This window comes from Nonomuraea sp. NPDC051941 (assembly GCF_044593615.1).
Genome location: NZ_JBIUCF010000023.1, coordinates 40,268 through 52,910 on the forward strand (window position 1 = coordinate 40,268; position 12,643 = coordinate 52,910).

13 protein-coding genes are annotated in these 12,643 nt (G+C 68.2%); 3 read left to right on the forward strand and 10 right to left on the reverse strand.

Annotation, left to right across the window (positions count from 1 at the left end; genetic code table 11):
• Positions 1 to 28: 28 nt before the first annotated feature.
• From ACIHFD_RS34040 to ACIHFD_RS34050, 3 genes are read right to left on the reverse strand one after another with little or no spacing between them, the layout of a single operon-like run.
• Positions 29 to 886 (reverse strand): alpha-N-acetylglucosaminidase TIM-barrel domain-containing protein, encoded by an 858-nt coding sequence (locus tag ACIHFD_RS34040; protein ID WP_397370407.1) that lies wholly within the window; start codon positions 884 to 886, stop codon positions 29 to 31.
• The gene (locus ACIHFD_RS34045; protein ID WP_397370408.1) at positions 883 to 1,398 is read right to left on the reverse strand and encodes a GNAT family N-acetyltransferase; all 516 of its coding nucleotides are present in this window, start codon (positions 1,396 to 1,398) and stop codon (positions 883 to 885) included. The genes ACIHFD_RS34040 and ACIHFD_RS34045 overlap by 4 nt, the downstream gene beginning before the upstream one ends.
• Positions 1,395 to 2,093, reverse strand: coding sequence for an NAD-dependent epimerase/dehydratase family protein (locus ACIHFD_RS34050; protein ID WP_397370409.1), 699 nt, complete (start codon positions 2,091 to 2,093; stop codon positions 1,395 to 1,397). Before ACIHFD_RS34050 ends, ACIHFD_RS34045 begins: the two co-directional genes overlap by 4 nt.
• 175 nt (positions 2,094 to 2,268) lie before the next feature.
• On the opposite strand from ACIHFD_RS34050, the gene ACIHFD_RS34055 reads away from it, so the two are divergent.
• Together ACIHFD_RS34055 and ACIHFD_RS34060 are read left to right on the forward strand one after the other, a co-directional pair.
• A complete protein-coding gene (locus ACIHFD_RS34055; RefSeq protein ID WP_397370410.1) occupies positions 2,269 to 2,610 on the forward strand; it encodes a hypothetical protein in 342 nt (113 codons plus the stop codon).
• Positions 2,607 to 2,924 (forward strand): hypothetical protein, encoded by a 318-nt coding sequence (locus tag ACIHFD_RS34060; RefSeq protein ID WP_397370411.1) that lies wholly within the window; start codon positions 2,607 to 2,609, stop codon positions 2,922 to 2,924. The genes ACIHFD_RS34055 and ACIHFD_RS34060 overlap by 4 nt, the downstream gene beginning before the upstream one ends.
• Before the next feature lie 27 nt (positions 2,925 to 2,951).
• Here ACIHFD_RS34060 and ACIHFD_RS34065 read toward each other — a convergent pair whose 3' ends face one another.
• From ACIHFD_RS34065 to ACIHFD_RS34095, 7 genes are all read right to left on the reverse strand, one after another.
• Positions 2,952 to 4,289: a serine/threonine-protein kinase gene (locus ACIHFD_RS34065; RefSeq protein ID WP_397370412.1), complete on the reverse strand. Its 1,338-nt coding sequence runs from the start codon at positions 4,287 to 4,289 to the stop codon at positions 2,952 to 2,954.
• Between the two features lie 126 nt (positions 4,290 to 4,415).
• Positions 4,416 to 5,093, reverse strand: a complete 678-nt coding sequence (locus tag ACIHFD_RS34070; RefSeq protein ID WP_397370413.1) for a PIG-L deacetylase family protein — start codon at positions 5,091 to 5,093, stop codon at positions 4,416 to 4,418.
• Entirely contained in the window at positions 5,090 to 5,911 is an 822-nt protein-coding gene (locus tag ACIHFD_RS34075) for a carbohydrate ABC transporter permease (protein ID WP_397370414.1), read from the reverse strand. Before ACIHFD_RS34075 ends, ACIHFD_RS34070 begins: the two co-directional genes overlap by 4 nt.
• A 31-nt stretch (positions 5,912 to 5,942) precedes the next feature.
• A complete protein-coding gene (locus ACIHFD_RS34080) occupies positions 5,943 to 6,911 on the reverse strand; it encodes a carbohydrate ABC transporter permease (RefSeq protein WP_397370415.1) in 969 nt (322 codons plus the stop codon).
• Positions 6,912 to 7,151: 240 nt separating this feature from the next.
• A complete protein-coding gene (locus ACIHFD_RS34085) occupies positions 7,152 to 8,435 on the reverse strand; it encodes an ABC transporter substrate-binding protein (protein WP_397370416.1) in 1,284 nt (427 codons plus the stop codon).
• A complete protein-coding gene (locus ACIHFD_RS34090) occupies positions 8,432 to 10,099 on the reverse strand; it encodes a hypothetical protein (RefSeq protein WP_397370417.1) in 1,668 nt (555 codons plus the stop codon). The genes ACIHFD_RS34085 and ACIHFD_RS34090 overlap by 4 nt, the downstream gene beginning before the upstream one ends.
• 99 nt (positions 10,100 to 10,198) lie before the next feature.
• Positions 10,199 to 11,215: a LacI family DNA-binding transcriptional regulator gene (locus tag ACIHFD_RS34095; RefSeq protein WP_355199722.1), complete on the reverse strand. Its 1,017-nt coding sequence runs from the start codon at positions 11,213 to 11,215 to the stop codon at positions 10,199 to 10,201.
• Positions 11,216 to 11,338: 123 nt separating this feature from the next.
• Between ACIHFD_RS34095 and ACIHFD_RS34100 the strand changes: the two genes are divergently transcribed.
• Positions 11,339 to 12,469: a mandelate racemase/muconate lactonizing enzyme family protein gene (locus tag ACIHFD_RS34100; RefSeq protein WP_397370419.1), complete on the forward strand. Its 1,131-nt coding sequence runs from the start codon at positions 11,339 to 11,341 to the stop codon at positions 12,467 to 12,469.
• Positions 12,470 to 12,643: the final 174 nt, after the last annotated feature.

The following is a 12,643-nucleotide window of genomic DNA, read 5'->3' on the forward strand; positions in this document are numbered from 1 at the left end:
GTGCCGCAAGCATGTGCTGGGGCGCTACTCAATCCGCTTCCGCGACCGGGACGTCGCCGGGCGTGCCGCCCTCGTGCAGGAGATCCATCTTGACCATGGAGGTCTCGCCGTACAGCTCGGCCTGGTGGCGATAGAACGCCTCCGCGACCTGGGCGAACATCGGGTCGCGCGGGTCGAGCCAGTCGGGACGCTCGAAGCCGACCCAGCCGCCCTGCGGGATCACGCGCCCGGGGAAGCCGGGCGGCACTGTCCCGAAATATCCGGGCATGACGGGGGTGAGGTCGAGCTCGCGCAGCCGGGTGACGATCTGCTGGGCCAGCCGTACCCGGTGGTCGAAGAGCTGCTCCGAGACCGGCCCGGTGAAGGCGGCCATGTTCTGCAGCAGCCACCAGGGCTGGTGACCCGGCGAGGGGATCCAGGCGCGGAGCTGCTCGTCGGTGTACCCGAATTCGGCGAATGTCCGGTGATAGACCTCTTCCATGCCGACCGTGACGAGCACCTCGTTGATGCCGTGCAGGGCCATCAGGTCGATCTGCCGCTCCCAGGTGGCCCAGTCCCGATACGGCCCCGAATAGCCGTCGTCGGTGTCGTTCAACGCGAACCGGTGCTGAACAACCGCCTCTTTCACGATATATGGCGCTTGGGGCAGCTTGTCGGGAAGGCGTGACAGGCTGTCTCCCGGCCACCCGGTGCTCACGCCCGCGACCCGCGTCAGATACCAGTGCACGCCTGTGAGCAGGGCGGACGCCGATGTTCCGGTGATGGTCGTACCCTCGATGCGGAACCGGTCGCCCTCCCCCCGCTGCTCGACGAGCGTCAGCTGATCGTGATGATCGGGAAGCAGGCGGCGTACGGCTCCCGCCACGGCGCTCACGACGGCGCTCACCAGGGCAGCCCGCGCAGGTCGATCGGGCCGCCCTCGGGGAAACCTTCGCCCAGCACCATGGCGGGGATCGAGGAGGTCATGCGCTCTCCCGTGTAGACGTTGCTCATCACGACCGGCGCGTGCACCTGGACCCATCCGGCGGCCTCGTAGAAGCCCTGCACGTGTGGGAGGCAGGTGAGGAAGCCGAAGCGTTCGGTGAGAACCTCGCGCAGCTCGTTCATCAGCGCGACGCCGAGACCTCTGCCGCGCATCGCCGGGTCGGTGCAGACGTGGCCGATCCCGGCGACGTAGACATCCTGGTCACCGACGCCGATGCGGCGGCGTTCCACACCGAGATGGGCGATCGGTCGATCGCCGTCGCTCAACCACAGCCGCCACTGCGGGCGGGCGAGCCACCAGGACTGGAGCGCGAAGTGGCCGGCCCTGTCGGGGAACGCGGCGGCGAGCAGCGGCCGCAACGCGGCGTCCTGCTCCTCGGTGAGGTGGGTCTCGGCGACGAAGGTAGCGATCAACGGGTGGCCTCCTCGTAGCTGGGGCACGGACCCCATCCGTCCACGTCGGGGGTCTGGTCGCGGTAAGGCTCGGAGTCGCAGGCCGGCGTGTAGCCGAGGTTGTTGCGCGTCGACCAGACGCTGCTGGTGTTGGCCGAGACGCCGTGGCAGACCTCGAAGCGGACGGGGGCCTCCAGGGCCAGGAGCACGAGCCGGTGCAGGTCGTCGGGGGCGAGCCAGGCGGGCAGCGCTTGCTTGGCCGGCGGCTTGGGGACGGTCGCACCGAGACGCAGGCAGATGACGGCTCCGCCGTACCGATGGCTGTGCATGCGCCCCGCGGCCTCGGCGAAGGCCTTGGCCGCGCCGTACCTGCAGCACGGGCTGGGCGGCCGGTCGGGCTCGACGAGGCCGGCCCGGTACTGCCCCATCACGTGGACGGAGCTCGCCAGCACCACCCGCCTGGCACCGGCCGCGTCCAGGACGTTGGTCACGGCGCGCACGTTGGGCCCAGCGAGGTCGTCCCAGGACGCGTCGGGGTTGGGGTTGGCGGCCAGATGCAGGATCGCGTCGACGCCGTCGGCCACCTGGCGGGCGAAGTCCGCGTCGGCCAGATCGCCGTCCGCGAGATCGGTGAGACGCAGCTCGTGGCGCTTTTCCAGGGCGGGGATGACCTGGCCGGCCACCAAACCACTGGCACCTGTGACAAGTACCCGCATCGTCCTCTACCTCCTGAAAGGTCGTCCCACATGCTGGCATAGCCCGATTCATACGGCAACGGTTGCAGAGGAGTTTCCATCCAGTTTCATGAAGTTTCCGGAAATGTCTTGACGCTTGGTGCAGCCCGGATCAATGTGGGCGGCAACATCATCCGCCTCACAAGGAGGGCCGTACATGCGCCAGATCTTGCGAGCAGCCATCGCGCCCGCGGCAATCGTGGTGCTCGCCATCCAGGCGACCGCGGCCGCGACACCCGCGGGCGTGGTCGACTACACGGTGACGAACGCGGTGACCCTTCAGGCATTAGGCCGTGACATCCAGTCCCCGACCGCCGACCAGACCATCCCCTTCGGCGCCAAGCTCGTGGCCGACTCGGCGAAGAACTTGGACGAGCTGGTCTTCGTCATCCGCGACGCCGGCGACGCCGACTTCGACGTCGTCGACGCGGGCGGCAACTCCGTCGCCGACAAGCGCGGCTTCTGGCCGCGTTCTGGACCTGGCAGGCCGACGGCGTGAACTCGTGGCAGGAGAGCGACGTCTACGAGCAGCACAGCGACAACCCGCGCAGGCTCTACCTGACCTCGCACGCCAACGCCGTCGGCGGCTGCCAGGTCGACCTCGACTTCCACACCTATGGCGCCGACATCTCAGCGTCGGGCACGAAGTTCTCCATCGACGGCAGGCAGCTCTGCAGCGTGGCGGGCACCGCCTCGGAGAACACCAACCTCATCGAGGACCTGTACGTCTACTCCCGCTCCGGCTACCAGCCGGTGGCTGCCACGGTCTCGGCGCAGAAGGCCGTCGACTACGTCCGCGTCTGGCAGAGGTAACCAGGAGGCCACGGGCCAAGTCGCCGGTCAGTGTGTCGCCGATGGGCTGTTGCCGCCGGGCCTGGAGCGCCGGAGCTTCCTCGACTCCCAGGTCCAGCCCGCCGCGATGAGCATGACGACGGTGATCACGAGCGGCGCGATCACTATGACCTCATCGTCGCCCAAAGACGGGATGAGGCGCAGGAGAATCAGGCCCATGCCGTCGAAGGCGAGAAACGCGGCGCCGCTGCCGGCGAGGAACCCGACGACACCCACGACGACGGCAACGGTCTTCCCGGCGATCGGCGGCACGAAGCGGGCGATCTGCGCGCACAGTAAGCCGGCCAGACCGATGTCGGCGAGGACGGCGACCACCAGGGGGATCATGTCGTCACGGTCGAACTCATCCTCGAGTTCGTCCCAGGTGATGCCGAGGTGAGTGAGGCCGAGGAGAGCGAGGGCGAAGATGATCGCCATCATCACCGCGACACCTTTGTGCTGCCACCCCTGCTGGGGGACCTGCCCGGGCGGCAGGATCCTGGTGCCGTCCCGTCCGTGGTCCCGGCCCGGCTGCCGCTCGCCGAGCATGGCCAGCGCGCCCTCGACGGTCGGCCTGTTGCCGGGGTCCTTGTCGAGCAGCCGCGTGATGAGCGGCGCGAGCCGGCCTGCTCGTCGCGGCGCCGGGGGCTCTTCCAGCAGGACCGCGGTCAGTGCCGCCGGTTGGGTGTTGCGGCGGAACGGCGAGACGCCCTCGACGGCCTGGTAGAGGGTGACGCCAAGGGAGAACAGGTCGCTGGCGGGGAGCCCGTCGATCCCGCGCAACCGTTCGGGGGCCATGTACTCGGGCGAGCCGATGGTCATTCCGGCGGTCGTCAGGGTGGTGTCGGTGGTGTGGACGGCGATCCCGAAGTCGGTGAGCAGGACCTTCCCGTCCTCGGCGAGCATGACGTTGGCCGGCTTGATGTCGCGGTGCACGATGCCCGTCTGGTGGGCCGCGCCGAGCGCCTTCAGCAGCGCCGTGGCCAGCTGTGCGGCCGTATCCACCGGCAGCGGTCCGCGCGTTTCGAGGTGCTCGTGCAGCGATTGGCCGTCGATCAGCTCCATCACGATCCAGGGCAGGCCGTCCGAGACGATGTCGTGGATGGCCACGACATTCTCGTGCGCCCGCAACCGGACGGCGTTGCGGGCCTCACGCGTGGTGCGCTCCAGCCGCTTGTCCTGCTCCGCCTCGGACATCCCCGGCAGCAGCTGCAGCTCTTTGATCGCCACTTCGGCGTCCAGGACCTCGTCATGGGCACGCCAGACGCGTCCGAAGCCGCCGGCCCCCAGTACCTCGATCAACCGGTAACGCTCGCCGACCATGTAACCAGGCTGCGCCGATGTCATGCCACCTCGCCCGTCTTGCCCCGTATGACAGTTGATCAGAGTAGATCACCGGCAGGAGCACCGTAACCCCATAACGTGATCGGGAGCAGCCCGGCCTGCGGTGTCGGCGTGCGGCAGACAGTCGTACTAGCGGCGTTTGATGACGGTGAAGGCCTCCGCCAGACGGCCCGCGGGGAGGCCGCCGCGGGCGGCGATGGCGGCGAAGCGTTCGCGGTTCTCGACTTCGCCCGTCCCCGGCTGGGTCTTGTGGGCGGCGAGTGCCGCGAGTTTGCGGTCGAAGGTGTCGGTGATGTCGACGTACAGGTCCGGCGTGGGGCTCTCGCTGAACCAGACCTCCGACACCTGCCACGGCTCGAGGTCCGACAGGTCGGGGTGGACGTAGCGGTTCATGGCATCGGGGTAGACCGCGCAAGAGGCCGCCTGGCCCACGGCCGCGTGGTCGGGATGGTCCGCGTCGCGCAGGCCCCAGGTTCGCGTCGGCGAGCTGGTCAGCAGGCGGTGCGGCCGCACCTGGCGGATGACGCGGGCGATGTCCCGCCGCAGGTCGAGCGAGACCTCGACCCGGCCGTCCGCGTACCCGGAAAGGAAGTACACCTTCCGCGCGCCCACCGCCTCGGCTGCCGCTCGTTGTTCTGCCATGCGCAATTGCTGGATGCGCTCGCGTGGTTCGCCGTCGCCCGCCTCCCCGCGGGTGACGACCAGGTAGGAAACCTCCGTTCCGGAGTCCACCCATTGGGCGACGGTGCCTGCGGCGTTGAAGTCGACGTCGTCCGGGTGGGCGAATACGGCGAGTGCGCGGGTCATTTGAGTGCTCCTGCGGTCAGGCCCTCGACGATGCGACGCTGGAAAACGAGGGCGCCGATGACGAGGGGAACGGTGACGGCGACGCCGGCGGCCATCTGGGTGCCGAACGGCTGGTCGAACTTGTACTGGCCGGTGAACAGCGCGGTGATGACGGGGGCGGTGCGCATGTCCTTCTCGTTGGTCACCGACAGCGCGATGATGAATTCGTTCCACGCCGCGACGAACGTGATGATCGCATTGGTGAACACGCCTGGCATGGCGAGCGGCAGAATCACCTTGCGGAATGCCTGCCAGCGGCTGCAGCCGTCCACCTGGGCGGCGCCTTCCAGCTCGTGCGGCATCTGCTTGAAGAACGCGGTCAGGTTGAACACGGTCAGCGGCAGCGCGAAGCTGATGCTCGGGACGATCAACGCCTGGTAGGTGTTGATCCACTCCAGGCCGACGAAGAGTTTCAGCAGCGGGATCAGCAGCGAGATACCGGGGAACATCGAGGTGGCGATGATGACGGCCAGGATGACGTTCTTGAAGGGGAATTCCAGTCGCGCGATCGCGTAGGCGGCGGTGATGCCGATCATCAGCGTGAGCAGTGTCGTTGCTCCTGCCACCACGAGGCTGTTGACCAGCGCCCGGCCGAAGCCGTTCTGCACGGAGAACGCGGCCGTGAAATTGTCGAACGACAAAGGAAAAGGAATGGGGGACAGGTCGAAGGAGTCGGCCGGCCGGCGCAGCGCGGTGGCGATCATCCAATAGAACGGTGCCAGGCAGTAAACGACGATCAGCCCGATGCCGATGTTGTAGATCGTGCGCCCGGACATCATGCGGGTCCCTTCAGCGAGCTTGGAACGGCCATTACCCGCGGCCCTTGAGGCCGCGCCCGATGAGGTCGGCGCCGAGCACCTTGACGAAAATGAAGGCGATCACCGCGACGTATATGAAGAGCACGCTGGAGTAGGCGGCGGCCGGGCCGTACCGTACGTTCGAAAGCTCGTACTGCGCCAGTGTGGACAGGGTTTCGACTGAGTGCTTGTGTGCGCCGACGAGCACGAACGGCAGGTCGAACATCTTGAGCGCGTCCAGGATGCGGAACAGCACGGCGACCACCAGCGCCGGCCGCACCAGCGGCAGGCTGATCTGCCAGAATGTTCGCATGGCCGAGGCGCCGTCGACGCGCGCGGCCTCGTAGACGTCCTTGGGGATGATCTGCAGCCCGGCCAGCACGAGCAGACCGATGAACGGCGCGGTCTTCCAGATGTCGGCGATGAGCACCGCGGTGAACGGCGCCGACATGAAGCCCCAGACGGTGGCGTGGTCGGCGGTCCACACGATGTCCGTGTTGAGCACCGCGTTGGCCACGCCGTCCGTTTCAAAGATCCATTTCCACAGAAGTCCCGAAATGGCTGTCGGAATCGCCCACGGCACCAGCACGCTCGCCCGCACCAACGCCCGCCCGCGGAACGCCCGCTGCATCACCAGCGCCATGGCCACACCCAGCACGACCTCGGCGGCCACCCCGACAATGGTGAACAACGTGGTGTTCCAGAACGCGTTGCGGAACGCCTCGCCGGACGCCCCCGTGAACAGACCGGCATAGTTGCCAAGCCCGAACGACTCGGTCGCCTCGATCATGCCGGTCTGCTGGTTGACGCGGTTGGCGACCTCGATGAAGGACAGCCGCAGCGCCGCGACCACGGGATACCCGGCGACCAGGGCGAGCGTGAGCAGCGTCGGCCCGAGCATGAGCGCGGCCGTCCATGAGTCACCGCCTCGGGGGCGGAGCCGCGCCGCCCGCTTGACGGGGGCGGCAATGCTGATCGTCACGTTTCGTCCCTTCACGTGCGGCGAAGCCTGAGGAACTTCGGAGACTTTCCGGTTCTGGGTCCCGGCGTATCTGCTCAATCGGGTAGGGCGGGTCGCGTCGATCGAGGTGTCGGCGGGGGTTCGACCCCGGGAGAGCCTTGAACGACGCGAGCGGGGGAGCCGTCCGCGTTCCGGCTTGGTGGGAGTGGGGAGCGAGCCGCCGGCGGAGCCGGGCAGGTGAACCCGGCCCCGCCGGAGCCGCTACTGGTTAGCGATGATCTTGGCGAGTCTGTCCTGGAGGGCGGTCAGCGCCTGGTCGGAGGGCTTCTGGCCGCTGAGGGCGGCGGTGATCTCCTCCTGGATGGCCGCCGTGGCGTCGCCGTGCCGGACGACCGCCGGTCGCGGCGCCGCGTTGAGCAGCCCCTCCTTGAGCATCGGCAGGAACCCGAACTTCTCCACCAGTGCCGGGTCGTCGTACATCGCCGCGTAAGCGGGCGACTGCGACGACTCGAGCATCAGATGTCTGGCGGTCTCCTCGCTCGTCATGAACTTGATGAAGTCCAGCGCGGACTTCGTGTTCTTGGCGAACTTGCTGATGGCCAGGTTGTTGGCGCCGATCGTGCCCTTGCCGAGCCCGTTGAGTCCGGGGATGGGGGAGACGTCGAACTTGCCGGCGACCTTGCTGGAGCCGTCCTCCTTGTTGGCCAGCGTGTACTGGTAGGACCAGTTGCGGTGGAACAGCAGCTTGCCCGCCTGGAAGGCGCGGCGGCCCGCCTCCTCGTCCCAGGTGATGGACTCCTTGGGCATGTAGCCCTTCGTGAAGCCCTCGACGAGGAAGTCCAGGCCCTGCTTGGCCTGCGGGGTGGTCAGGGTCGGCTTGCCGTCGGCGCCGACGACCGAGCCGCCTGCCGAGTTGACGGCCTCGGAGATGTTGACGGTCAGCCCTTCGTACTTGTTGAACTGGCCGCCGTAGCAGTCCATGCCCTTGGCCTCGGGCATCTTCAGCACCTTGTCGCAGGCGGCCATGAGCTCGGCCCAGGTCTTGGGCTGCTCGAGCCCCGCCTTCTTCAGCAGGTCGGTACGCGAGTAGAGCAGGCCGGTGCCGCCGCCCCACGGGGCTGTGAACAGCTTGCCGAAGTACTTGCCGCCTTCCACCAGCGACGGGATGATCTTGTCGGTCGGGAACTCCCCGAGAGGCAGCTCGTCGACCCAGCCGTTGGCGGCGAACTCCGCGGTCCACACGACGTCGAGGGAGACGACGGTGAAGGCGTCCGACTTGGTCTGGGCGTTCTGGATGAGCTGCTGGCGCTGCTGGTCGGCCTGCGGAGGAAGCTCGACGAGCCTGGCCTTCTCGGTGGGGTGCGAGGCGTTCCACTTGTCGATCAGACCCTGCAGCACGCCGCTGGAGTCCTTGCCGTTGGCGAAGGTGATCGGGCCGCGGCCCTCGTCGGCGGCAGGCTTGGCCGCCTGTGAAGGATCAGCGGAACCACAGGCGCTTACGATGATCGTTGCGGCAGCAAGGACCGCCGCGCAACGGAGTTTCATTGCACTACCTCCAGGAGGGCGGGATCGGCCAGCCGACGGCCGCGTGGATCGTGAACGGAGAGCTGGTAGGTGCCGGGGTCGTCGAGCGCGACCAGGGCGTCGAAACGGGTCTGCCTGCCGGTGCCCACGCCGAGCGGCATGGTCATGACCACGTCACCTGAGGTGTCGATCACGCGGAGCAGGACCGGGCCCGTGACCTTGAGCCCGGCGGTCACGTCCACGTTGCGCGTGGCCTTGACCTTGGGGTGGGAAACCTGGACGGCCGGCCTGCCGGCGCTGAGCCAGGCGGTCGTGGTCTGGATCGTGCGCCCGTCGCCGGTGTAGAGGACGGCCTGTGCGAGCTGGGTCGTCCCCCGCGCGGGCGGGGTGAAGGTCAGTGGGAAAGAGGTGCCGGAGGCGACTCGGACGCCTTCGAGGTAGAGCTCGACCCGCTCGACATTCGAGGGAAGCCGGTCCACGGAAGCCGTCCCGTCGCCGAGCATCAGCCGCGGTGCGCGCTCCGTGAGTGAGGCGCCGGTGAGCTCGGCCAGCTCGAGGTAGGTGCGGGTGTGTTTGTCGGGATATTCCAGGAGTGTCCAGCCGCGCCATTCGTCCTCCGGGCGCGTCTCGGACCACACGAACCATGACAGGCCCGAAACGTAGGGACGCTGGGCCGCCAGCTCCATCACCCGGCGCAGGTAGAACGCGCGCCGATCGTCCGGCACCAGGCCCATCCACGTCCGCACCGAGGAGTAGGAGAACTCGCCCAGGTAGATCTGCTTGTCGGCGTCGCCCTGCCGTACCATCTCCGAATACAGCCGGTCGATGCCGAGGAAGTTGTCGTCGAACTCGCCCCCGGCGGCGTTCTCGCGCACCTTGCCCGGGTCGTGGTCGTCGGGGTGACGGTCGTCGGTGTACGGGTGCGCGCCCATGAGGTCGAAGAAGTGGCGGCTCTTCACCGCGTCCGGATATTTCCGGACCGCGGCGTACACCTCGCGCACGAACCCGGGATCCGTCCGCGTGGTCCCGCCGAAGACCACCTTGGCTCGCGGGTCAGCGGCCTTGACCGACAGATAACCGGAACGCAGCAGCTTGGCGTAGTCCGCCGGGTTCTCGACGGGCTTGTAGAAGTCCCGCCAGTTCTCCTCGTTCCAGATCTCGTAGCTCTCGACCTTGCCGCGATAACGACTCGCCAGCGTGGTCACGAACTTCTCGAACTCGGCTAACTCCTCCGGCGTCCTGGTCGGCGGGTACCAGATCCGCTCTCCGTAGTTCTCCGCCGTGTCCACCAGGTCCGGGTGCACCCAGTCGGGCGTGGAGTTGATGTGTACAGCGGTGGAGATGCCGCGTTTGGCCGCCTTGGCGAAGTACGCGTCCAGCTTCGACCAGTCGCATTCATCGCGCTTCTGGCAAATCCCGGTCCACGACGCGACGATCTGGGCCCGGCGCACCCCGGCCTCGGCCATCTTGTCGAGCGAGGCATCCAGGTTGTCCGCCGAGGGCTGGACGAAAGCGACGGCCAGCTCCCGCATCCGCTGCGGCGAAACTGCCTGGTCACGGGCCGGCACGGGCACGCCGACCCCGGTTCTGTTCCGGTACGGTGAATCCACTGCCTGGGCCGGTACGGCTTGTCCAAGCACGGCGGCTGCGGTGAGCGCGATCGGCAGAAGTGCTCTCTTTCGCACCTGCCAGCTCCTTCCTCTTACAAGGCCCCCGAGCGTTTTTCTGCACGCCGGCATGGCCGCAGGTCGCAGACGAGCGGATGCCGGAGATCTGGGTGGTGGTTACTCCAGGGTGGGCAGTGGCCTGGTCGGCCAGGTGATCCTTTCCGTGGCGGGGCCCGTCGAGTCACGGACCATGAGCTGGGTGTCCACCTCGACAGGGCCGCCCTCGCCCTGGTCGCCGGAGTGGAGCATGCCGATGAGCAGGTCGACCGCGATCGACCCGATCTCCTCGACCGGTATCCGTACGGTGGTCAGCGCCGGCCTGGCCACCATGGCCAGGTAGGTGTCGTCCACGCCGACCACGCTGATGTCGCCGGGCACGGAAAGCCCGCGGTTGGCGAGCTGGAGCAGCAGCCCGACCGCGGTCATGTCGTTGTTGGCGATGGCCGCGGTGACGCCGTGCGCGACGACCATGTCGGCGGCCTGCACGCCGCCCTCGATGGACTGCGCGAACGGGCCCAGCTCGACCAGCTCCATGCTGAGCGCCTTGCAGGCCCGCTGCACCGCGGCGCGACGGTGCTGGTTCGACCAGACCGTACGTGGCGCGTTGACGTAGGCGCACCTGGTGTGCCCGAGGGCGTACAGGTGCTCGACGGCCTGCCGCATGCCGTCCTCGCTCGAGGCGACGACCGTCGGCACGCCGGGCGCGCCCCGGTTGACCAGCACGGTCGGCACGCGGGTGGCCACGTCGGCCAGCGTCTCGGCCGGCAGCCGCGATGACCAGAAGATGAGCCCGTCTACCTGTTTGGACATCATCGCCACGGCCTCGGCTTCCTCGCCGGGGTGCGCGTCGCTGTCGGCCAGGTAGACGCCGTAGTTGCGAGATCTCGCCCGTCGCTGCACCGCCTTGATCATGGGCGGGAAGAACGGGTTGACGATGTCGGGCACGATCAGGCCGATCGAGCCGGTCCTGCTGGAGCGCGGCGTCGGATCCGGCGCATAGCCGAGGCGCTCGGCCACCTCGAGGACACGGGCCCGCGTCACCGCGTTGACCCGGTCCGGGGTGCCGAACACACGCGACACGGTCGCCTTGGACACGCCGGCCTCTGCCGCCACGTCCGCGAGGGTCACCGCCATGCTGCCTCCCACAACGTTTTGCGCTAGAGACTGCACCCGCCACGGTGACAAGTCAATACATCTCGGAAACTCTTGGCAAAGTTGCTGCAACACGACAGAATCACCTCAACCGGAGGAGGCCTTTTGAAGATCGTTGACGTTGCGCTGTACGCCGTCCCCGACCGCGGGCAGAACATGCTCCTCGTCGTGGTGGACACCGATGCGGGCATCTCCGGCGTGGGCGAGGTGGGAGTGCGCGTCTCTCCCGAGGTCAGCGGGGCCGTACTCGACCGCATGCGCGAGGTGCTGGTGGGCCAGGACGCCGACCGCATCGAGCACCTGTGGCAGACGATGGCGCGCGGCGACTTCTTCCCGGCTGACCGGTCGACCACGTGCGTGATCTCCGCGATCGACATCGCGCTGTGGGACCTGCTGGGCAAGGCGCACGACGCTCCGCTCTACCGGCTCATCGGCGGACGGGTGCGCGATCACGTGACGTGTTACACCCATGTGCACCCGGAGGGGTTCGACACGCAGGCGGTGATCGACAGCTGCCACCGGCTGGTCGAGGAGGGCTGGCGCTACCTGCGGCTGGTGGTGCCGACCTCGGGCGATGTCCTGGAGCCGCGCGAGGCCATGCGGGTGGCGATCGCCCAGTTCCATGCCGTACGGCAGGCGGTCGGCGACGACATCGAGCTCATCATCGACGCCCACACCCGGCTCGACCTGCCCGAGGCGGTCAACCTGTGCCGGGAGATCGAGCCGGCCCGGCCGTACTTCGTGGAAGATCCGCTGCGCTGCGAGAACCTGGACGCCTATCGCATGCTGCGGCTGCGCACCGGAGTGCCGCTCGCGGCTGGCGAGCAGCTCAGCTCCAAGTGGGAGTTCCGCGCGCTGATCGAGGACGAGCTCATCGACTACGCCCGCCTCGACCTGGGCATCGTCGGCGGCATCACGGAAGCACGCAAGATCGCCGGGCTGGCCGAGACGCACCACATCAAGATCGCCACGCACAACCCGCTGGGGCCCGTCTCCTCGGCCGCTGCCCTGCACTTCAACCTGACCTGCCCGAACTTCGGCGTGCAGGAGATGCCGCCGGGGCCGGTTCCGGCCGGTTTCGGCTTCGCCCCCGTACCCGTGGACGGCGTGCTCGTCGCCGACGAGCGGCCCGGACTGGGCCTGGACGTCGATCCGACGCTGCTGGCGGGGCAGGCGCCGGCCACCGGACGCACCCCCCGAGTGAACAGGCTCGACGGCGCCTTCACGAACTGGTGAGGTCAGCCGTATGTTCGGCGGAGAACGGAGTCCGGGCCGTGGAGGCCTGCCCGACCAGCGTGACGCGCTGGATCCAGCGGGCGCGGACGCCCTCACGGGCGCTTTCCGGCCACTCCGGCGGTTCGCTCACCGGCTGGATGCCGGCCGCCTCCTGTGCCCGCGCCAGGAGCCCCG

Coding starts and splice junctions, on each gene's coding strand:
- ACIHFD_RS34050 (WP_397370409.1), bottom strand. CDS start 2,093: ATGCGGGTACTTGTCACAGGTGCCAGTGGTTTGGTGGCCGGCCAGGTC.
- ACIHFD_RS34055 (WP_397370410.1), top strand. CDS start 2,269: ATGCGCCAGATCTTGCGAGCAGCCATCGCGCCCGCGGCAATCGTGGTG.
- ACIHFD_RS34065 (WP_397370412.1), bottom strand. CDS start 4,289: ATGACATCGGCGCAGCCTGGTTACATGGTCGGCGAGCGTTACCGGTTG.
- ACIHFD_RS34070 (WP_397370413.1), bottom strand. CDS start 5,093: ATGACCCGCGCACTCGCCGTATTCGCCCACCCGGACGACGTCGACTTC.
- ACIHFD_RS34075 (WP_397370414.1), bottom strand. CDS start 5,911: ATGATGTCCGGGCGCACGATCTACAACATCGGCATCGGGCTGATCGTC.
- ACIHFD_RS34085 (WP_397370416.1), bottom strand. CDS start 8,435: ATGAAACTCCGTTGCGCGGCGGTCCTTGCTGCCGCAACGATCATCGTA.
- ACIHFD_RS34095 (WP_355199722.1), bottom strand. CDS start 11,215: ATGGCGGTGACCCTCGCGGACGTGGCGGCAGAGGCCGGCGTGTCCAAG.